This window comes from Streptomyces sp. NPDC020801 (assembly GCF_044334385.1).
GTDB lineage: Bacteria > Actinomycetota > Actinomycetes > Streptomycetales > Streptomycetaceae > Streptomyces.
Window position 1 is genome coordinate 1 of the sequence record NZ_JBIRST010000019.1, and the last position, 21,015, is coordinate 21,015.

The 21,015-nt window shown below is 70.8% G+C and carries 17 protein-coding genes; 5 read left to right on the plus strand and 12 right to left on the minus strand.

The window, feature by feature from the left end; translation table 11 throughout:
• Nucleotides 1-3,235, plus strand: a 3,235-nt coding sequence (locus ACH4UM_RS31105) for an alpha/beta fold hydrolase (RefSeq protein ID WP_398186525.1), incomplete at its 5' end; no start/stop codon positions are given.
• Nucleotides 3,236-3,468: 233 nt separating this feature from the next.
• On the opposite strand, the gene ACH4UM_RS31110 is transcribed toward ACH4UM_RS31105, so the two are convergent.
• From ACH4UM_RS31110 to ACH4UM_RS31120, 3 genes are all read right to left on the minus strand, one after another.
• Nucleotides 3,469-3,846, minus strand: a complete 378-nt coding sequence (locus tag ACH4UM_RS31110) for a peptidoglycan-binding protein (protein ID WP_398186869.1) — start codon at nucleotides 3,844-3,846, stop codon at nucleotides 3,469-3,471.
• 618 nt (nucleotides 3,847-4,464) lie between these two features.
• Nucleotides 4,465-5,403, minus strand: a complete 939-nt coding sequence (locus ACH4UM_RS31115) for an NAD(P)/FAD-dependent oxidoreductase (protein WP_398186527.1) — start codon at nucleotides 5,401-5,403, stop codon at nucleotides 4,465-4,467.
• A gap of 95 nt (nucleotides 5,404-5,498) precedes the next feature.
• On the minus strand, nucleotides 5,499-6,200 hold the full coding sequence (locus ACH4UM_RS31120) for a class I SAM-dependent methyltransferase (RefSeq protein WP_398186530.1): 702 nt from the start codon (nucleotides 6,198-6,200) through the stop codon (nucleotides 5,499-5,501).
• A 391-nt stretch (nucleotides 6,201-6,591) separates the two neighbouring features.
• On the opposite strand from ACH4UM_RS31120, the gene ACH4UM_RS31125 reads away from it, so the two are divergent.
• A complete protein-coding gene (locus ACH4UM_RS31125) occupies nucleotides 6,592-7,608 on the plus strand; it encodes a class I SAM-dependent methyltransferase (protein WP_398186533.1) in 1,017 nt (338 codons plus the stop codon).
• A gap of 131 nt (nucleotides 7,609-7,739) precedes the next feature.
• Nucleotides 7,740-8,843 carry a branched-chain amino acid aminotransferase gene (locus tag ACH4UM_RS31130; RefSeq protein WP_398186535.1) on the plus strand — a complete coding sequence of 368 codons (1,104 nt, stop codon included), beginning with the start codon at nucleotides 7,740-7,742 and terminating at the stop codon, nucleotides 8,841-8,843.
• Nucleotides 8,844-8,987: 144 nt separating this feature from the next.
• On the opposite strand, the gene ACH4UM_RS31135 is transcribed toward ACH4UM_RS31130, so the two are convergent.
• From ACH4UM_RS31135 to ACH4UM_RS31145, 3 genes are all read right to left on the minus strand, one after another.
• Nucleotides 8,988-9,731: a dienelactone hydrolase family protein gene (locus tag ACH4UM_RS31135; protein WP_398186538.1), complete on the minus strand. Its 744-nt coding sequence runs from the start codon at nucleotides 9,729-9,731 to the stop codon at nucleotides 8,988-8,990.
• 192 nt (nucleotides 9,732-9,923) lie between these two features.
• Entirely contained in the window at nucleotides 9,924-11,165 is a 1,242-nt protein-coding gene (gene manD / locus ACH4UM_RS31140; RefSeq protein ID WP_398186541.1) for a D-mannonate dehydratase ManD, read from the minus strand.
• 200 nt (nucleotides 11,166-11,365) lie between these two features.
• Entirely contained in the window at nucleotides 11,366-12,814 is a 1,449-nt protein-coding gene (locus ACH4UM_RS31145) for a gluconokinase, GntK/IdnK-type (RefSeq protein WP_398186542.1), read from the minus strand.
• A gap of 325 nt (nucleotides 12,815-13,139) precedes the next feature.
• Between ACH4UM_RS31145 and ACH4UM_RS31150 the strand changes: the two genes are divergently transcribed.
• The gene (locus tag ACH4UM_RS31150; RefSeq protein ID WP_398186545.1) at nucleotides 13,140-13,337 is read left to right on the plus strand and encodes a hypothetical protein; all 198 of its coding nucleotides are present in this window, start codon (nucleotides 13,140-13,142) and stop codon (nucleotides 13,335-13,337) included.
• A gap of 145 nt (nucleotides 13,338-13,482) precedes the next feature.
• Here ACH4UM_RS31150 and ACH4UM_RS31155 read toward each other — a convergent pair whose 3' ends face one another.
• From ACH4UM_RS31155 to ACH4UM_RS31180, 6 genes are all read right to left on the minus strand, one after another.
• Nucleotides 13,483-14,727, minus strand: a complete 1,245-nt coding sequence (locus ACH4UM_RS31155) for a hypothetical protein (RefSeq protein WP_398186547.1) — start codon at nucleotides 14,725-14,727, stop codon at nucleotides 13,483-13,485.
• A complete protein-coding gene (locus ACH4UM_RS31160; RefSeq protein ID WP_398186550.1) occupies nucleotides 14,724-15,443 on the minus strand; it encodes a dolichyl-phosphate beta-glucosyltransferase in 720 nt (239 codons plus the stop codon). The genes ACH4UM_RS31155 and ACH4UM_RS31160 overlap by 4 nt, the downstream gene beginning before the upstream one ends.
• Nucleotides 15,444-15,612: 169 nt before the next feature.
• The gene (locus ACH4UM_RS31165; RefSeq protein ID WP_398186552.1) at nucleotides 15,613-16,155 is read right to left on the minus strand and encodes a hypothetical protein; all 543 of its coding nucleotides are present in this window, start codon (nucleotides 16,153-16,155) and stop codon (nucleotides 15,613-15,615) included.
• A gap of 10 nt (nucleotides 16,156-16,165) precedes the next feature.
• On the minus strand, nucleotides 16,166-16,672 hold the full coding sequence (locus ACH4UM_RS31170) for a SigE family RNA polymerase sigma factor (RefSeq protein ID WP_398186555.1): 507 nt from the start codon (nucleotides 16,670-16,672) through the stop codon (nucleotides 16,166-16,168).
• Between the two features lie 377 nt (nucleotides 16,673-17,049).
• On the minus strand, nucleotides 17,050-17,760 hold the full coding sequence (locus tag ACH4UM_RS31175) for a hypothetical protein (protein ID WP_398186557.1): 711 nt from the start codon (nucleotides 17,758-17,760) through the stop codon (nucleotides 17,050-17,052).
• 292 nt (nucleotides 17,761-18,052) lie between these two features.
• Nucleotides 18,053-18,589: a hypothetical protein gene (locus ACH4UM_RS31180; RefSeq protein ID WP_398186560.1), complete on the minus strand. Its 537-nt coding sequence runs from the start codon at nucleotides 18,587-18,589 to the stop codon at nucleotides 18,053-18,055.
• 251 nt (nucleotides 18,590-18,840) lie between these two features.
• Between ACH4UM_RS31180 and ACH4UM_RS31185 the strand changes: the two genes are divergently transcribed.
• Complete coding sequence (locus tag ACH4UM_RS31185) at nucleotides 18,841-20,985, plus strand: FUSC family protein (protein ID WP_398186563.1); 2,145 nt, start codon at nucleotides 18,841-18,843, stop codon at nucleotides 20,983-20,985.
• The last annotated feature ends 30 nt before the right edge of the window (nucleotides 20,986-21,015 follow it).

Here is a 21,015-nt window from a genome sequence, read left to right on the forward strand (position 1 = left end):
GAGCACCGCGTACGTGATGTACACATCCGGCTCCACCGGCCAGCCCAAGGGGGTCGAGGTCACCCACCGGAACGTGGTCGACCTCGCGCTCGACGACTGCTGGGCGGGCGGCGCGTTTCGCCGCGTCCTGGTCCACTCGGCGCAGACGTTCGACGCGTCCACGTGGGAGCTGTGGGTGCCGCTGCTCGGCGGCGGCACCGCTGTGGTGGCATCCGCCGGGCAGCTGGACACCGCGGTGCTGTCCGCTGTGATCACTGAGCGTGGGCTGACCGGCTTGTGCCTGCCCACGGGCCTGTTCGCCGCGATGGTGGAGCAGCACCCGGAGTGCTTCGCGGGCGTCGCCGAGGTGTGGGCGGGCGGAGAGGTCATGCCGCCCGCCGCCGCCCGCCGGATTCTCGGTGCCTGCCCCGGTCTCGTCGTGGTGAACGGGTACGGGCCGACGGAGACCACGGCGTTCGCCGCCAGGTACCGGTTGACCTCGGTTGACGACTGCACCGACCCGGTGCCGATCGGTGGTCCCATGCAGGGCACCACGCTGCGTGTCCTGGACGAGCGACTCCGGCCCGTGCCGCCCGGCGTGGTCGGGGAGCTGTACATCGGCGGCGCCGGCGTGGCTCGCGGGTACGCGAGCCGCCCGGGCCTGACCGGTGTGCGGTTCGTGGCCGACCCGTGGGGGGCGCCTGGTGCGCGGATGTACCGCACTGGTGACCTGGTGCGCTGGAGCTCCGCCGGGCACCTGGAATACCGGGGGCGGGTGGACGACCAGATCAAGATCCGGGGCTTCCGCGTGGAGCCGGGCGAGGTCGAGGCGACGCTGCGCAGGCGCGAGGGCGTGGCACAGGCGGTCGTGGTCAGCCGTGAGGACCGGCTCGGGGAACGGCACCTTGTCGCCTACGTGGTGCCCGACGCGTCTGGGTCGTCCGACCGCGAGGCCGTCGAGCAGGTGGGGGAGTGGCGCGAGATCTACGACTCCGTGTACGGCGGGACCGAGGTGGACCTGGGAGGAGTCGGCGACGACTTCACCGGGTGGAACAGCTCCTACACCGGTCAGGCCATCCCGCTGCCCGAGATGCGGGCCTGGCGCGACGCCATGGTGGGGCGTGTACTCGCGCTGCGCCCGCAGCGGGTGCTGGAGATCGGTGTCGGCTCGGGCCTGCTGCTGGGACCGCTCGCGACCCAGGTGGCGGAGTACTGGGGCACCGACTTCTCCGCCCCCGTCATCGAGCGGCTGAACGCCCAGGTCGACGCCGATCCCCGGCTGTCGAACCGGGTGACCCTGCGTTGCCGGCCCGCCGACGAGGCAGGCGACCTTCCCGCGGCGCACTTCGACACGGTGATCCTCAACTCGATCGTGTCGTACTTCCCGGACGGCGACTACCTCACCAAAGTGCTCGACATCGCGATGGACAGGCTGGCCCCGGGCGGGCGGATCGTCGTCGGTGACGTCCGCAACTACCGCACCCAGAGGTCGTTCACCGCGGCGGTCCACCGTTCGCGGCACCCGGACGACCGGGCCGCCGCCGTGCAGGCCGCGGTGTCGCGCGCGCTCCTGGACGAGAAGGAACTCGTCATCGATCCGGACTACTTCACGCAGTGGGCCGCCGCGCGTCCGGACGTGGTCGCCACCGACATCCGCCTCAAGCAGGGCACCTACCACAACGAGCTCACCCGCCACCGCTACGAGGTCGTGCTGCACAAGGGGCCGAACCGGGCCCTGGACCTCGTGGACCTGCCGATGGCGACCTGGGGAAGCGACGTCCACCAGCTGTCCGATGTGGCAACCGCGCTTGCGCGCCACGGCCGGGTACGCCTCACCCGCGTGCCGAACGCCAGGCTGGTCACCGAGGCGGGCGAGTGGGGTGGCCCGATCGACGACCGGGGTGCGCTCGACCCGGCCGAGCTGGAGGCATGGGGTGCGGCACAGGGGCTCGCCGTGTACTGCACCTGGTCGGCGGAGTCGCCGGAGCACTTCGAGGCGGTCGTGCTGCCCGACGTCGACGCCCCCGCCTGCGACGGCGTGTACCGGCCCGGGCGGCCGCCGTTCGGGCGGCTCGTCAACTCGCCTGCGGTCTCCGGCCGGGCGTCCCGGCTGCCGTCGCTGCTGCGCGAGGAACTGACGCGCGAACTGCCCGCGTTCATGGTGCCGAGCGAGATCATGCTTCTCGACCGGCTGCCACTCACCAAGAACGGGAAGGTGGACCGTGCCGCACTGCCCGACCCCGACCCGGCCGGCGGTGAGTACCGCGCCCCGCGCACACCGCGCGAGGAGGCACTGGCCGTGTTGTTCGCCGAGGTGCTCGGCCTGGACCGGATCGGGATCGACGACGACTTCTTCGCCTGCGGCGGACACTCCCTGCGGCTGACCCGCCTCGTCTGGCAGATCCACGAGAAGCTGGGCATGGACGTCCCCATCCGGACGGTGTTCCAGTACCCCACGGTGGCCGAGCTGGCGGAGCAGCTGTCCGCGGACACCCAGGTGACCTTCGAAGACCCCTTCGCCGCCCTACTGCCGATCCGCACCGAGGGCGACAAGCCCCCGCTGTGGTGGCTGCACCCCGGTGGCGGCCTGAGCTGGCCCTACCTCAGCTTCGGGCGGCACATCGAGCGGTCCTGGCCGCTCTACGGCATCCAGGCGCGCGGCTTCGACGGGGTCACGCCACGGGCGACCTCCATCGAGGACATGGTCGACGACTATGTGCGGCAGGTGCGGGATGTCCAGCCGCGTGGCCCGTACCACCTGCTCGGCTGGTCCTTCGGTGGCACCCTGGCCCACGCGATGGCCGCGGAACTGCAGCGGCGCGGAGAGGAGGTGGCACTGCTCGCGCTGCTGGACTCGGCGCCCGCCAGTCACTTCTCCGACCTCGAAGTGCTCGACGAGGACCTGGTGCGCATGTTCCTCGTCAACTACATGGGTCACCTCAAGGGAATGGAGGAGTACGAGTTCCTGGTCGACACCGCGTCGGAGATCTTCATCGAGCACCTGGAGCAGATGCGGCTCTACACCTCGCCCAAGTACCGCGGGGATGTCGTTTTCTTCAACGCGCTCCTCGACCCGCAGACCCACGACAAGCGCCGGCTCGAGGCGGAGATGGACGTGCTGTGGCACCCGTACGTCGACGGCCGGGTGCAGCGCGTCGACATCGCCTGCGCCCACAACGAGATGTACTGGCCGCGCAACGCGGCCGAGATCAGCCGTGTCATCAACCGCATGCTGCGGGAGGCGAGCCACCCGTGACCGACCCCCGACCGGTGGAACGAGATCTCCTCAGCCCCCGATCCGAAGGCGCGACGAGAAAACCAACGCCTGCCCTGCGGGCACATCGACGGGGAGAGCCATGGGCCCGGCCGTTCCCTCACACTTCGTTACTGGATATCTCGAAGTGTGGAGAACGGCCGCGCCACGTGCTCCCGGATCCCGTTAATCCCAGCGCGTCGAGTGACCGCCGAGCTGGAACGACAGGAACAGGGCTAGTTGCTCAGCGTCGGCAGGAGCTGGAAGCAGTACTCGAATCCTTCACTCTCCTGAGTGATGACGTTCCACATACGCTGGCCGGTCTCCCGGCCGACGACGCCGTCAGGATTGAGCTGGTAGTGCTCCTGGAACTCCACAACGGCGTCCTGGGTTCGCGGCCCCCAGACCCCGTCGACGGACACCAGGTTGCTGACGGTTCCCATGCCGGCCCATCTCACCGCCCGCTGGACGCATTTGACGCCCTCCCCGTGGGCCCCGTACCGAAGGTAGGGGGCACTCGTGGTGGCGTGCGCGGGAAGTCCAAAAGCAAGGGATGCCACGCAGGCCACCGCGGCAACCGTGATGACCCGCCTTGCGGCAAAACTCGATTTCATGAGAAGAACCTTCTTGAACGGGGATCGAAACAAATGCAGGCCGACGCTCAACCGCCTGGTGAGAGCCGGCAGCCGGAACCAGTGCTTGCGGATCACTGTTCCCCGGAATCGAAGGACGCCGGGTTCGCCGCCGGCACCCTCCGCGGGATCAGTGGCTTCTAGGACCAGCGCTGGTTGTGGTCCGAGTTGCCGACGTCGTTGGAGTTGGCGTGGATGTTGCTGTTGCAGGTCGCCGCTACCGGGCGAATTGCCGGCCGTTCCTGCGGGTCGCGTCTGCCGGGTCGGTCACGCCCGTACTCACCGGCGTTTGCACGGACCGCGGATCCGGCGTGCTGAAGATCCTCATGTTCCCCCCTGCCATGAGATGAGCAGGCCAGCGCCTGCTCTGTGGAAGCCGGCGGCGGTGCGCAGTACCAGGCCGCCGTTCCAAGATCACATTAAGGTTTCGCGACCTGGTGTCGCAACCTCCACCGCGCACAAGCGCGAGTGTTCAGTGGAGGCTCCTGGACCGGCATGCGGTCCGGGAGCCTCCGGGAGGCCGTGAACGGATAGCCCTCGTCGTCGATGTGGAGTTGGCCACGTCTCTGAGTCGACGTAGTGGGGCGGCCCCAGTACGGTTCAGTGGCCTGCGGCGCCCAGAATCGCCGATGCGTGGATGGCGTCGGCGGCTGTGGCACCCGCCGCGGCCGAAGCGGTGAACGACTGCTTCCATCGGGAGGCCAGGTCCCCGGCCGCGTACAGGCCCGGGACGTTTGTGCATTGAGTGTCATTGACGCCTACGAAGCCCGCGTCGTCGACAGTCAGACTCAGCTCGCCGATCGTTCGCGCGACGACAGGCTGCTGCCGCTGCGACGGCGTCCACACCAGGGTTTCCCGCTCCAGGACGCGGCCGTCGTCGAACTCGACTGCGTACAGGGATCCCTGACGGTGATGCAGGCGGCCGATCGTGCCAGTGACGACGTCGCCTCCCATACTCTGTGCAGCCGTGCGAGCGGTTTCGAGGCCCGGCATCGACTCGCGGCAGATGGCGATCGTGTCTTTGCTCCACGCACGGAATGCCACAGCCGACAGCGCGGCAAGTTCCGCGTTGTCGACGACGGTGCCCCAGCGCCGGTCGGCATTCTCCTCGCCGAGGCAGAACGGGCAGTGGATCACGGTATGGCCCCAGCAAGCCGAAAACCCGTCCACGTGTGTCGGATAGATGTCGATGACACCGGTGGCAAGCAGGACGGTCGAAGCCTCGATGGTGTCACCGTTGCCGAGACCGACACGAAATCGGCCGCCGCCGTTGGTGCGTACGCTTTCGGCATCGGCTTCCAGAAGCTCTACGGTCGAGTAACGGGAGAGTTCCTGCCAAGCGCGCGACCGGATTTCGGCGGGGGAGACGCCGTCCAGCCCGATATGCCCGTGGACGCCCGCCGACACGCTGTTCCGCGGTGCCTGGCGACTGTCCACGACGACCACACGGTGGCGGTACCTGGCCAGGACGAGCGCCGCCGTGAGACCGGCGGGGCCGGCCCCCACGATGACGGTTTCGGTGTCGGTGTTCGAAGACATGGGTCGGTACCTTCCGTCAGACGATGTCAGCGAGATCCGCCGCGGGGACGATCTGGCGGGCGAGGCGGGCGAGGGAGGCGCCGGTGGTTCCTGGGTCAGGTGCGGCGGAATCGACCGAGCGAGGCGGGCAGGTCGAAGGGTTCGGTAGCGGACGGGAGTATCGCGTGCATGCCGGTGTCGGTGATGGACTCGGTCGTCCAGCCGTCGGCGAAGCCGTTGCGCAGGTCGTCGGTGGTCCGTTTCGGGCCGTTGTCGGGAAGTTTCGCCGGGATCTGCTCGATCGCCTCGGCGAGCCGTGCCTGCATCTCCTCGGCCCCGCGGTCACTGATCGAGAGCACGTGCACGACCGCCCCCGGGCGGCAGACGCGGTGCAGCGCCGCCGCGTAGGTCCGTAGGTTTGCGGCGTCGAACGTGTGCGCGAGACCGCAGTCGATCACGGTGTCGAAACGCCCGTCGTAGCCCGCGAGTTCGAGGGCGTTGGCGACCTCGAAGGTGGCGTCGAGCCCCCGCTCCCCGGCCTTGTGCTGCGCGATGGAGATCGCCGTCGGCGACAGGTCGAGTCCCGTCACCGCGTAGCCCTTGCCGGCCAGGTGGAGCGCGTCCTCGCCGGTGCCGCAGCCCGGATCGAGCACCGCGCCACTGACGAGTCCCGCTTCCTCGACCGCGACGAACGCGGGCTGCGGCCCGCCGATGTCCCAGGGTGGACGCCTGCCGAACGGACTCTCGCCGCGGTAGACGGCGTCGAAGACATCGGTCAGCGCGTCGATTCCATCGGGTCGGGAAGCAGGCTCCGTCATGCTTCCATGATTGGGCCGCCCTCGGCTCCGTTTTCGATCTCTTGCCAACTTCTGTCATTCGGTTGGCCAACCCGCCGGGTGCCGCGCCAACAATTGGCGCGACGGGATGAGGATCTGGATACCTGGATCCGCGAGGAAAGTTGAGTGCGCACATTCTCGCTGAAGGGTTGGGCCTTCTGCGCACCGTTTTGCGGACGGCTCCATGACCGAGGTATTCGCATGCGGCACGGCCGTGATCACCACGCCGGGGCCGTGACCCGGCAACTCCGAAAATCGCTCGTCGATCTGTACCGTGCTCGTCCGCCCGACACGCGCCACTGGATTTTCATCACCGGGGGCAGTGATCGGGAGATTCCGGCAGCGATCGAGGAACTACTGAAAGGAACACGGTATGACAACGATACCGAACCCGGCGACCGGCGCCGCCGCGGCAGATGTTCGCGAGACGGCAGCGGACGTGGCGGGAGCGGCAGCGCTGCTGGAGATCGGCGACCGGATCGGGTTGCTGCCCCACATCGAGAAGGGCCAGCGGGTCGACGTCGAGCAGCTGGTGTCGGCCACCGGGCTGCCGAGGCAGGGCGTGGCGAACTACCTGGAGGCTCTGACCTCGGCGGCGCTGGTGGTCGAGTCGGGCGGGACGTACCAGGTGGCGGCGGACTTCGACCAGATCCTCTACGAGTCCGGCTACCTGTCCTGGGCGCTCAACGCGAACCGGCCTTTCGTGGAGAACGCGGTTGAGTTTCTCACCGACAACGTGGCAGCCGGCAAGCGGCACAGCCGCGACGGCCGGCAGGTCGCCGTGAGCTCGCAGTGGATGGGTTCGTTCGGCTTCTATCCCGTCGCGCTGCAGACCATCCTCGATGCCCATCCGTCGCATGTGGTCGACCTCGGCGCGGGCACCGCCCGGCTGCTCATCGAGATCCTGCTGACCCTGAAGAACACCACGGCCGTGGCGCTCGACCTGGACGGCGAGGCCTGCCGGGAGGCGGAACTGGCGGCTGAACGAGCGGGAGTGGCCGACCGGATCACCGTGTACGAGCGGTCGATCCAGTCGGTGGCCACCGACCCGACGCCGGTGAAGGACGCCGACGTAGTGCACGCCGGGTTCGTCTTCCACGACATGATGCCCGAAGAGGAGGACGTCGCCGACGCGACCCTGGCCAGCTGCCGGGACGCGTTGCGGCCGGGCGGCATGATGGCGATCACGGAGGCGGTGCCGTACGTGCCCGACCCGAGGGAGCGCCGGTTCAGCGCGATCGTGACGTATTACCACCAGCAGTTCATGCGCCGACGGCTGCTCAACGAACAGGAGTGGACCGACAAGCTGCTGGCGGCGGGGTTCTCGGACGTTCGGTGCCTGCCGCACCGGTTCCCCACGGGCCGGCTGTTCATCGCGAAGAAGCACTGACCCACACCCGGTGCGGGGCCGGCTGTCCCGCACCCGGTCAGCCATCCAGCAGGACCGCGGCCAGACCTGCGATCCGCGGCGCGACCGCCCCGATGGTCTGAGCCCGATCCGGCAGTCGGCAGGAGGACGGCATGGAACCAGCGCCCGTGTCCATACAGTTGAGACCCGCGGCGACGCGGCTGTCCGCCGCTGAGCGCACCGCGCGGCTGGCGCACCTCGCCTTCGGGCGCGCGTTCACCGAGCACATGGTGCGCATGCGCTGGTCACCGGCGAGCGGCTGGCACGACGCCGAACTGGTTCCCTACGGCCCGCTTCCGATGGACCCGGCGATGGTCGGCCTGCACTACGGCCAGGTGGTGATCGAGGGCCTGAAAGCGTATCGGACGGTGCGGGGCGGCCTGGGAATCTTCCGCCCGGACGAGTACGCCCGCCGCTTCCGGGCCTCTGCGCGCCGGCTGCACATGCCCGAACTGCCGGAGTCGATGTTCGTCTCGGCGGTGACCGAACTGACCAGGCAGGACCGGGGCTGGCTGCCGAACGATCCGAACACCAGCCTGTACCTGCGCCCGATCCTGTTCGCCTCGGAGCCGAGGCTCGCGCTGCGACCGGCCAGTGAGTACCGGTTTCTGGTCATCGCCTTCGTCACCGAAGGGTTCTTCGGCCGCGAACCCCGGCCGGTCCGGGTCTGGCTGACGGACGAGTACACCCGGGCCGCGCCGGGTGGCACCGGTGCGGCGAAGTACGCCGGCAACTACGCAGCCACCTACCCGGCCCAGGCGCAGGCCGCCGACCACGGATGCGATCAGGTGGTGTGGCTGGACTCCGCCGAACACAGGTGGGTCGAGGAAATGGGCGGTATGAACGTCTTCTTCGTGTACGGCGGCGGGTCGCGACCTCGACTGCTGACCCCGCCGCTGTCCGGCACCATCCTGCCTGGTGTCACACGGGATTCGGTTCTCACGCTGGCCGCCGATCTCGGCATGGACGCGGTCGAGGCCCCCATCTCGGTGGACCAGTGGCGGGCCGACTGCGCCGGCGGAGCGCTGACCGAGGTCTTCGCCTGCGGCACCGCGGCCGGTATCAGCCCGGTGGGTCACGTCTGCTCCAGGACCGGCTCCTGGCAGGTGCGGGACGGTAAGCCCGGTGAGGTCACCATGCGGTTGGCGCGGCGGCTGTCGGAGGTGCAGCACGACGAATCCGCCGATGCCCGTCGATGGCTGTTCCCGGTCGAATGAGAACCTCGATGGCGCAAGCTCCCTGCCCTTGCCGGGGTCGCAGGCGGCGAACCGGTGCCCGACACCGTCGGGGCGGGTGCAGGGTGAGCTGACCGCGCTGATCGGGCGCGGACCCCGATCAGCGCGTCGCGGACAGCAGGGGTATCAGCTCAGGTGCCGGGTGAAGAACCGCAGCGAGCTGTCCAGCTCGAACATCGGGACCTCCCCGTGCTTGCCGGGGTTGGCGTGCAGCGTCTTCTCCGCAGACGCGAAGGAATCGAACAGCGCCAGACTCGCCGCCCGCGGCACCCGCTCGTCGTCCCACTGCACCAGGAACTCCACCGGGACGGTGATGCGCGAGGCGGCCTCGGCCGAGGTCTCCAACCCGTTCAGACCCAGCACCGCCGCGCGGACGCGGGGCTCGGCGGCGACGAACGGAACGCCGAGCCCGCAGCCCAGCGACAGCCCCCAGTAGCCCACCGGTCCGGCGCCGACGTGATCGAGTTCCTGGACCGCGTCCACCACCGCCCGCCATTCCGGGACGCTCTGGCCGGCGATGAGGGTGTGGACTTCGGCCAGCACCGGAGCCACGTCCCCGCCGGTCTGCATGCTGTTCCGCATCTCGCCGATGAGCCGGCTGTGTTCCTCGGTTCGTGGCCGGTCGCCATGGGCGGGCGCATCGACGGCCGCCACCGCGAAACCGCACTCGGCCGCGAAACGGCGTGCACGCGCCACGATGCCGGGGGCCTTCTTGTGCTGGCCACCGCCGTGTCCCATCAGGATCAGCGGACGGGACCCGGCGGCGCCGTCCGGCGTCCACAGCACGCCGGGGATCTCACCGAAGGTGAAGGGGAGGATGAAGAGTTGTTCGGTGACGCCGTCGGACGACGCCTGGGAGGTGAAGCGCATGCGCGTTTCAAGCCTTTCGGGATGCCTTCTGCGGGCGCTCCCTGGCCCATGCAAAGGAGGGAGCCCCGATCTGTCACGGCGTTGATCGGTCTCACCTCCTCGGTTCGCAGCAGCACTTGGCGGCGGTGAACCTATCACGAGCGGCTTCACCTGCCGGTGATTTGGCCACCGTCTGCGGTGCCTTCGCCCGGCTCACCAGTCATGCATGGTTCCATCCCGCAGCCTGTTGACCGGCAAGTACGCAGGCTGGTACGGGAATCGGCGTGCCGCCTCGGTATCGAGGTCGACGCCCAGACCCAGACTGTCGGACGGGTGCAGCAGTCCGTCCTCGAACCGGTAGGAGGTATGGAAGACCTCCAGCGTCCGCTCGGAGTGCCGCATGTACTCCTGGATGCCGAAGTTGTGGACGGCCAGGTCCAGATGGAGCGCGGCGGCCATGCCCACCGGGGAGATGTCGGTGGGTCCGTGCATCCCGGACCTGACGCCGTAGACGTCCGCCAGGTCGAGCAGCTTCTTCATCGCGGTGACACCACCGGCGTGGGTGACCGCCGAGCGCACGTAGTCGATCAGCCGCTCGCTCAGCAACGTGGTGTAGTCGTACACCGAGTTGAAGACCTCGCCGATCGCCAGCGGTGTCGTCGTGTGCTGCCGGATCAGCCGCAGGGCCGCCTGATCCTCTCCGGGGGTGGCGTCCTCCAGCCAGAACAGGTCGTACGGTTCCACCGCCTTGCCCAGGTGCGCGGCCTGGATCGGCGTCATCCGGTGGTGCCCGTCGTGCAGCAGGGGCAACTCGGCGCCGAACTCGGCCCGTACGGCCTCGAGGACGGTGGGAACGTGGCGCAGGTAGGCACGCGTGTCCCAGATCTCCACCGTTGGACGGGGCAGTCCGTCGGCGGCGCGGCGCGCGGGCTCGTAGTCGTAGCGCTCCCCGCCTCCCGCGCTGGAGGCGGCCACGCCGTACACCGAGTCCAGACCGGGGATCCCGGTCTGGATGCGGATGGCCCGGTAGCCGAGCTCCAGATGCGCGTGTACGGAGTCGAGCAGTTCGGGCACATCGCGGCCGGAGGCGTGCCCGTAGGCCAGGGCGCCGGTGCGGGACGCGCCACCGAGGAGCTGGTACAGAGGCATCCCGGCGCACTTGGCCTTGATGTCCCACAGCGCCGTGTCGACGGCCGCGATCGCCGCCATGGTGACGGGACCGCGGCGCCAGTAGGCGCCCCGGTACAGGTACTGCCAGGTGTCCTCGATGCGGGAGGCGTCGCTTCCGATGAGCAGCGGCACGACGTGACTGTCCAGATAGGACTGGACGGCCAGTTCCCGGCCGTTGAGCGTGGCGTCACCGAGGCCGGTGACGCCGTCCTCGGTGGTGATGCGCAGGGTGACGAAGTTCCGTCCCGGGCTGGTGACGATCACCTCGGCGGACTCGATGCGCATGGCTGGATCCCCCTCTTCTCGGTCGGTTCGGTCGGTGGGCTCGGCGACCATGACGCCGCACGGCGGTGGGTGGGCGAGCCCGGGTGACTCCGTGCCGTCGAGGCCGGCCCGCCTCGGCGGGACCGGGCGCCGGCGGTCCTTCATCGGTGCGTCCCGGAGGCTCGGGCAGCACCCCTGCGGTGCGGGCGGACCCGACGTCTTCAGCGCCCCGGCCGGGTGCGCCGGGCCAGCTCGGTCTGGACCTCAGCGATGATCCGCTCGACCGGCAAGTTCGCGTCGAGGGTCATCCCGGCCTCGTCGTCCTCCAGCGGTTCCAGGTCCTCGAACTGCGAGGACACCAAGGAGGCGGGCATGAAGTGCGCCCCCCTGCTCGCCACCCGGGCGGCGGCCTCGTCCTGGCCGAGTGCCAGGTGCACGAAGAACGCGTCGGGTTGGGCCACACGCAGCATTTCGCGGTAGATGCGTCTGAGGGCGGAGCACGTGATCACCAGCCCTTCCTCCGGGCCCGCCGCCCGCATGCGGCGGGCGATGGCGGCCAGCCACGGACTGCGGCTGCGGTCGTCGAGACGGTTGCCGTCCTCCATCGACTCGAGGTTGCGTCTGGGATGGAAGTGGTCCCCCTCCTCGAAGGGCACCCTGAGCGACTCCGCAAGGAACTCGCCCACGGTGGTCTTGCCGCATCCGCTGACCCCCATGACGACGACGGGGGCATGCCGGGCATGGATCAGGCCGGCCATGACCTCCTGGAAGCCGGCCCGGTGAGCGGCCGGCAGGCCGTTGGCATTGAACTGGTCCAGTCCGGCCCGCAGTCGGTCGCGTACGGCGGGATCCTGCAGCCGTCCGCTGCGGATCTCGGCGAGGATCGCCTCCGCGAAGGCCTCCGCGGCCGTCGCCAGTCCCTGGTCGACGGCGTAGGCCAGCCCCATGTGCAGCCACATGGCGATCGGCTCCGGCCGCGTGGGATAGCTCCGGACGGTGTCGGTGCCGATGACAGCCCGCACCGGCGTGACCGTGGCCTCCTGGTGAGTGCCCGCCCAGTTCCGATCGATCCGGTGGTTCAACGCCATGACGACCGGGTGGGCAAGGTGCAGGAAAAGCTCGTTGCGCGAGCCGTCCAGGAGGGTGCGGTGGAAGGCGGCGTCGACGTCCCGGAAGCGCCGCCGGATCGCCGCCCCCTCCCGCGGGCGCGCGAAATCCGGATCCCGGCTGAGGGCGAGCAAGGTGCGGGCGTGGCCGGTGAGGTCGTGGCAGATCTCCGCGGACCGGCTCAGTGCGGCCAGCCTGGCCGCCCGGGGCTCGATCACCTCCCGCAGCTCGGTCAGTGACCGCATCTGGCTGTCAGGCGCCACTTCCAGGCGCCAGGCGATGACGTCGGGGTCCAGCAGGTCCCACCGTTCCAGTCCCTGAACGGTGGCCCCGATCCGCGGCTGCAGGTTGATCAGGCCCTTCTGATGCAGTGTCTGCAGCGCCTCCCGGGCCATGGGCCGGGTGATCCCGAACTCCTGCATGACGGCGTCCACCGTCAGGTGCTGGTCGCGGGGTTTGCAGCCTTCCACGATCTGGCAGCCCAGTTGTTCCACCACCTTCGCGGTGGAGCCCCGTAACGCGTCCTCGGAAGCCACCGGCGGGTCGAACTCGGGACCAGTCATGGCAGTGATGCTAAATCACAGCGCCAGTCTGGTCAGCTATCCGGACGGCCATGAGGAGGAGCACAGGAGGTACGCGGGCGCACACCGGAGCGCACTCGCTGACTTCACTGCTCTCGTGCGACCTGCCGGGCAGTGATGGCCAATCAGAAGCCTTCTCTGATCGCGCTCACATGGGTACCGTGGTCACTCATTCGAGAGGTTTCGGTGGTGCCGAGGGCACCCGGCCGGGGGCAGTCACCGTCCGACGTCACCGGGTCGCTGCCGGCGCGCGGCAGCTGATACAGGGCCGCCCCATCCCGTCCCGACACAGTTGCAGGAGATCCGTATGCCCGAACCGACCTCGCCCACGCCTCCGCCGGAGCGCCTGTCGCTGCGCTGGGCTCTGATCCTCTTAGCCGCGGTGGTGGCGGGACTGCTGGCAGGTCTCCTGACGTACGCCCAGTCACGCGACTGGCCGGCGTCGCTCCTCGCGGCACTCGGGGCAAGCGGCGCAGCACTGGTGAGCCTCCCCTTGCTGCTCTGACACACCCTCCCCGGGCGGCGCATGCGCTCGACCGCGTGGACCACTTCAGCCCGGGCATGGCCGTGGGCGACGCCTTCTGCAGCCCGTCGCCACCTTCGCCTCCAGGGTGCATCTCGCAGCGCACGGCGCGGCAGTGGCAGGAGATTTACGGCACCCCGAGTTCGAACAGCGCGTAGCCCGCGTACGAGCCGGAGGCCAGGGCGGCGATGCCGAGCAGGACGCACTGCACGGGCAGGCTCAGCCGGCGCATCCCGACGGCGAGGGGGATGAACAGCGGGAAGCACGGGAGCAGATAGCGGGAGACGTTGGCGAAGATCTGCTGGCTGCCGAGCACCAGGACGAGGGTCAGCAGCGTGTGGACGACGAGGACCGCGGGTGGGCGCAGCCGCAGCAGAAGGGGGACGAGGGCGAAGGCCAGCAGGACGACCCCGACGCCGATCACGTCCGCGAAGGGGAACGCGGACAGGTAGGTGAAGTGGCCCACGGGGACGGAGGTCAGTACGTCGAAGGTCTGCCTGCCGTAGTCGAATTCGTGCGCCCAGGCGCCCGACTGCAGTTTGAAGTAGCCGTCGTAGTCGCCCATGCGGTGGCCCACCCAGGCCAGGTAGCCGAGCAGGCCGAGCGGTGCCAGGGCGAGGGCGAGGAACGGGTACAGGAGGCCGTCCTCGCGGCGGCGCAGCGCGAGCAGGGCGGCGACGGCGAGCCCGGCTATCAGCGCGCCGGCCGTGGGCCGGTTGAGGCCGGCCGCGAAGGTGAGGACACCGGCGGTGAGCCAGCGGCGGGTCATGACCGCATAGCAGGCCCAGGCGGCCAGGGCGACGTACAGGGAGTCGGAGTAGACCGCCCACTCGACGCCGGAGCCGGGCCACACGGCCCACAGCCCGGCCGCGGCGAGACCGGCCCGCCGGCCTTTGAACCACTCGGCGATCGCGTAGATGCCCAGAGCGGCGGCGAACGAGGCGAGGACGGACACCAGCAGGCCGGCGCCGTAGGATCCCAGACCGGTGACCGCCATGGTCAGCCGTATCAGCGCCGGGTAGAGCGGGAAGAACGCGGCCGAGTTGCCCTCGAGGGTGATCAGGCCGGTGGCGCCGGGGATAGCGGCGAGCTTCGGGTCGTAGCCGTGCAGGGCGACCTGCTGGTACCACCAGCCGTCCCAGGTGGCAAGCACGTCCCAGGGGTGCGCTCCACCGCCGAAACGGGGGTGCTTGGTGCGGAAGTCGCCGGCGGAGGACAGCAGGAACATGAAGGAGCAGAAGCCGGCGAGTTTGAGGGCGCCGAACAGGGCGAGGACCGGGCCGTGGTGGCGGGCGGCGGCGCGCAGGCGGGGGTGGGGCGTGCGGCGCGGCACCGCGGGCGGCTCCTGTACGGGGTTCAGGGTCGTGGTCATGCGGTGGCCCGTCCCGCACGACGGTGGCGGGTCAGGTCCCAGCGCATCCGGGCGATGCCGCGCAGGTCGGCCAGCGCGGTGGAGAGGATGTCGACGCTGCTGTCCGGGTCGTCGACCCAGTCCACCGGCACCTCGTGGATCCGCATCCCGGCCCGCTCGGCGAGCACCAGCAGTTCGGTGTCGAAGAACCACTCCCCGTCCCGCACCAGTGGCAGCAGCCGCTCGGCGCTGTCGCGGCGCATGGCTTTGAACCCGCACTGCGCGTCGGAGAAGCCGACCGCGAGTGTGCAGCGCAACAGGACGTTGTAGCAGCGGGAGATGACCTCCCGCCTGGGCCCGCGCACCACCCGGGAGCCGGGTGCGAGACGGGTGCCGATCGCCAGGTCGGAGTGGCCCGAGATCAGCGGGGCGACGAGCGGCAGCAGCGCCGCCAGCCCGGTGGACAGGTCCACGTCGACGTACGCCAGCACGGGCGCCCGCGACCCCGACCAGGCCGCGCGCAGCGCCCGCCCGCGCCCCTTCTCGGACAGCCGTATCCACTCCACCTCGGCCAGTTCGTCCGCGAGCCGGACGGCGATGCGCGGGGTGCGGTCGGTGCTGGCGTTGTCGGCGACGGTGATCCGGAACGGGTACGGGAACGTGTCCCGCAGGTGGGCGTGGAGCCGCCGTACGTTCGGCTCCAGGTCCTTCTCCTCGTTGAACACCGGCACCGCCACATCCAGGACGGGCTCCTCGTGATGCCTGGGCAGGGGAGCGTGCCGGGGTGGACGCGCCTTGGCCGGTGTGGTCCGGCCCGATCGAAGATTTATCACGTAGATCCCTTTTGTTCCTGTGCGCGGGGCGTGCCGAAGGCAGGCACGGCGGTGCGGTGACTTGGCCGGCGCGCTATCCGGTCGCGCTGACCACCGGCGACGGGTAGTCCGAAGGGCCGGCCGGCGGACTCGCTGACTCCGTGGCCGGCGGTGTGGTGACCTCGCTCGGGGAGGTCGCCGTGGCATGGCCGCCGGGCGGGCTGCCGGAAGCGGGCGCGGAGGTCCCGGTCGTGCTGGGCGGCTCCGAGGCCGGCAGGCGCTCGCCCGCGGTCGGGGACTCGGTCATGACGGGCGAGGTGGGCGGTGCGCTCGGGGAGTCGTCCGGTGCCGGTGAGGTGGTCGGGCTCGGCGCCGGACTGACGGCGGGCCGCGGGAGCGGCGCGCTGGGCCGGTCGTCGGCCGGGGCGTGCGGCCACAGCAACAGCCCGAGGCCCAGCCCGGCCACGGCCAGCACGGAACCGGCGGCCCGGCGTGCCGCCCGCACCCGGCGCCGGGTGCGCACCCCGGCGTGCAGCCGCTCGTGATGCCCGGCCGCGAAGGGAGTGTGTTCCTGCGTGCGGTGCATCAGCTGCGCCAGCTGCCGCTCGAAGTGATCCATGCCGTCCATGTGGTCCATGGGTTCTCCCTCACCCCACCGGCTCGATGACGTCGGCCAGGAGCCGGCGCAGCCGGGCCACCCCGCGCGCGGCGTGGGACCGAGCGGTGCCGACCGGGCAGCCCAGGGTCTTGGCGACCTGCCGGTCGGGCAGGTCCTGGTAGTAGCGCAGTACGACGGCGGCCCGCTGCTGCGGGCTCAGCTGGGCGAGCGCCGCCTCCAGCCGGGAGCGCTCGGCCACGGTCGCCGAGACGTCGCCTGCCGCCGCGACCTCGGGCAGCTCCTCGACGGGCCGCTCGCTCCACCACCGTCTGCGGGCCGACCGGGCAGCGGCCCGCGCCAGCACCTTGCGCACATAGGCCTCCGGTGCCTCGTCGGCGACCTTCGGCCAGACGAACCACAGTTTGACCAAGGACTCCTGCAACAGGTCCTCGGCCCGGTGCCGATCGCCCCCGGTGAGCAGACGGGCCAGATGGAACAGCACCGACCAGCGGGCCGCCACGAACGCGTCGTATTCACCGGCCCGAGCATGCTCCATTCCCACGGTCCCCGTTCTCGCCGGCTGTCCACACCAGGAGAAAGACCCTGGACCCCCTGTGGCGCTGCACCCGGCGAGCGTGATGCGCGTCACGCACAGGTGTTACGCGGTGTCAGATTCTCCCGAAGTGTCCTGCCGGCATTGCGGTTTGATCCCCGGGCGCCGGGCCGCCTTTGGAGCCGGTGGGCCGGCCTGTGAGGCCACCGGCCGTCAGTTCGGTCGTGGCGGGATGAACCACGGCTCCGGAATGGCCGGGCAGGGAACATCCCGCCGTGCCGTGACCGTCGGCGCGTCCAGCACCGCCACGGCGGCGAAGTCGCCGCGCAGTCGGGCCCGGCGCGGCTCCGGCGCGATCGCACAGGCGCAGCCGGGCGCGATCAGCCGGGGTCAACCGCGGACGGCCCCGAACCTGCGGACCGGGGCCGTCCGGGTACGCACCGTCGGGGCGCGCGGACCGCGCCGCGGGACGTGAGCGCCGCGGTCCATCGCTTCACGGAAGGAACTTCACCTCTGGGAAGGCCACGCTCGGGCCGTCGAGCAGGTGCCCCCGGTGCCGCAGGTGCAGATCGAACGTTGAGCCGCCATCGCCTCAGATGCGACCAGAACTCGGCGACGCTCGGCTCCTCGGCCCGGGTGAACTCGGCGGTCATCAGCATGAACGGCCGCTCCAGGTCGGCGGTGACCTCCGGTTGCATCGGGCCGTCGAGGCTCAGACCGGCCCGGACGCGCTGGTCCTCGTACATGACGCGGGCGGTCGCCGTACCGCCCTTCGACCAGCCGAACATGCCGATGCGATGCAGGTCGAAGGCGCCGCGCAGGCCGGCCGGCAGCGCTCGGTGTTCGGCGTCGGGGTTGCGCCCGGTGTCGAGGTCCTCGATGCGGTCGAGGGCGAACCGGATGTCCTCGGCGAAGTCCGCCGGGCCCAGCGCTGCCCACCGGATACGGTCCGGTGGGCGCGGGCAGTGTGAGCTGCGCCGGGCTTCGGGTGCGTGGAGCCGCCGGCGACCGGGTTGCGACGCCGATCGGCAAGGCGGCTGCAACTGCCAGCACGGCAGGTGGTTGTTGCCCGGCTGAGGCCGGCCCAGCACGGGACATGGCTGGGTGGGAGGTCGGCGGAGGGCCCGCGGCCGGAGAGGTGGCCGGCAGGGGAGTTGTCTGCGCCGCCGCCCCCTTGGCGGAAGCCTGGACAGCGCGGGTCGGACTGCGTGTCCTCGCCACCGGCGTGGGCTGCGTCGCGAAGACCCGGCAGAACACCTGGGGAAGACCCGGCAGAACACCTGGGGAAGACCCGGCAGAACACCTGGGGAAGACCCCACAGAGGACCTTGCCCCCCGGCAGAAGCCCCGACCGATCGGGCCGCCGACCGGGGCCCGGATCCTGCTACGCCCCGCTCGGTGGGGTTACCTGGGCGTGGTGCCGACGCGTGCGGAGGAGGGGCACCGTGCCGCTGAGCAGCACCAGGAGCAGGGCGAACGCACCCGCGGGGGAGAACGGCTGCAGTGGCACCGTGACCTGCAGCGCGCTGGGGAGCGCGGCAACCGCCAGGCCCGCGGCGGCCAACCGGTCACGCCTGCTGAAGAGCAGGACAGCCGCGAGGACCCCGGCCCAGACCATGTGGGTGGCGCGGGGGCCCAGGGGTGGGTAGTAGATGTTGACGAGCTGCGCCCCCCACATCAGGACGGCCAGGGCGGTGGTGCCCGCGATCGTGGCGCGTTGCGGCCGGGAGGAGCCGAGCAGGTCCCTGGGCGCGGCGACCACGACGGCGCCGGTGAGCAGTGGCATCGTGGTGGCCGTGGCCTGGCCGCCGGTGATCTCGGCGTGCTCCTCCGCGGTCGGCTTGGCGATCCGGAAGGCCGTCGCCGGATTGGCCCAGTGGGCCGGACCTGGCAGACGCTCGCTGTTCTCCAAGCCGCCCATGCCGGGGCAGGCTGTTCGACGGCGGACACGCCTCACCACAGGACTCAGGCGTGTATACCGGCCTGACCGGAAATCCACCGGCCGGCCCCCGAGGACACCGGGACCGTCACAGTTCGTGTGTGAGGAGCCCGAGGAGGAAGGGTTGGGAAGGTGCCGGGCGCACGGTGGTGCGTGATTCTGTAGGGGTGTGTGGTGTCCCAGCCGGTCGGATCCCGGCGGCCTACGCAGCCTCGGGCCGCCGGGCGGTACGCGTGACGCTGGTCGCCGCGGCCGGTTTCTACCTCTTCCGCTACGGCCTCGACAACCCCGTCGCGGCCACATACGCCCTGTTCGGCGCCGTGGCGCTGGGGGGCCTTTCCAAGATCCCGGGCACTGGGCGGCAGCAAGCCGCGGAGGTGCTGCGCCTGCTACCGGTGTGCTGGCTGCTGGTCGTCGTCGGCACCTATCTGTCGGTGCGGACCTGGAGCGCCGTCGTCGGCATGCTGGTGGTCGGTTTCGCGCTGGCGTTCGCCGCTGTGGGCGGGCCGCGCCCGGCAGGGGCCGCGCCGGGCCTGCAACTGCTCTACATTCTGCCGTCCTTCCCCCCGTACGATCCCGGCTCGCTCGGCGAGCGGCTGATCGGGACGACCACCGGGCTGGCCCTGTTCATCGCCGCCGAGGCGCTCATTTTTCCCGAGCCCAGCCCGCCGCCGTACCGGGAGCGGGCCGCCCACGCCGCGACGACCGCCGCGCACTGCGCGACGCTTCTGGCCGCGCCTCCGTACGCCCTGACCGATGCGGATGTCCAGGCGGCCCGTGAGACCGGCCAGGCACTGCGGCCGCGGGCCGTGCCGGAGGCGGAACGTCCGGCGGGACCGGGGATACGCGACCGCGCTCTCGCCCACGCCGGTCTGGCCACCCGCACCCTGCTCAACCGGCTGGCGCAACTGCCGGCCTCGCCCGGCGACCACCCGGGACCCGACGTCACCGGCGTACTGCACGCGGTGGCGCGACTGGCCACCGCGACGGCGACCTGCCTGAGGGCGGGGCCGTCGCCCCTGGCACAGTACGGGGAGGTGGTCGCGGCACGCGCACACCTGTCTGCCTCGTCCGCGGGCCCCGTCCCCCATGGGGCATCCGCCTCCGTCCCCGCCGGTGGGGACCCTCCCGCGCCGGACTTCCCGCCGGCCGTACTGCGCCGGCAGGCCGCCGTGCTGGAGGTCGCCGATGCCGCACTGGCCATGGGCACGGCGGCCGATCTGGCGACACACGGCCGGCGGGCCCCGGTGGAGGTGCCGCCGGGCCGCTTCTGGTACGCCACGGCCTGCGGCCCGTGCCTGTGGTGGCATCGGCTGCGCGGTCATGCCGGGCGCCGGTCCGTGTTCTTCCAGAACGCGGTACGCATAGCCCTGGCCCTGACGGCGGCCCGGCTCGTGGCCGGGGTGGACACACTGCCCCACGGATTCTGGGCCATGCTGGCGACGCTCACCCTCACCCGGACCACCATGGACGAAACCTGGAGCACCATCCGCCTGGCGCTCGCGGGCACACTGGCCGGGGCCCTGGTGATCGCCGGGGTACTGACCCTGGTGGGGACCGACACCGCGGTCTACGCCGCCCTACTGCCGGTGTGGATGCTGTTCGCCTTCACGGTGGGGCCGGTCAAGGGCGTCGGCTGGGCGCAGGGTCTGTTCACCGTGCTCGTGGCGCTGGTCTTCGCCCAGCTGGCACCTCCGACGTGGCACCTGGCGGAGGTGCGGGTGCTGGACGTGCTGGTCGGCAGTGCGATCGGCGCCGTCTTCGGCCTGCTGGCCTGGCCCCGAGGTGCCCACGACGAGCTGCGCTATGCGGCGGCGGAACTCCTGCGCAGGGCAGCGGAGATCGTCGTGGCAACCAGTGCCCGGGTGGCGCGGGGAGGGGCGGTGACCGTGCCGTCGGGGGTGCCCGGCCATCGTTCGCTGCAGCGCGCGGTCATCCTTGCGGAGTCCGCGTACGCCCAGTTCCAGAGCGAGCCGACCCCATTCGGCGGCCGGGGGCACGGGGTGACGTTGCCCGGAGTGGACTGGCAGGCGACGCTGATGGCCGGTCACCACACCCTGTGGGGGTCGGAGCGGCTGCTGGAACCGCCGCTCAGCGGGCTGAGCCCGGCGGCGACCGAGTTGGTCAGCGGGCTGGGGGATCGGGTGGCCGGGCGGATGCTGCTGGTCTCAGCGGCGCTGGATCCCGGAGGCGACACCCCGTCCGCGCCGGTGCCGCTGATCGACCCGGCGCCGGCGGGATTCGCCACGGAGCCGCCCGGCGCACCGCGGCTGTACTACGCGACCATGTCGTGGCTGGGCTCGCTGATGACCGATCTGACACGGATCGCACGCGGCGGGCCGGGACCGGAGCACGGCGGAACGACCGATGCGCACTGAGGCAGGCGCTCATCGGAAGCCGCCGTTCCA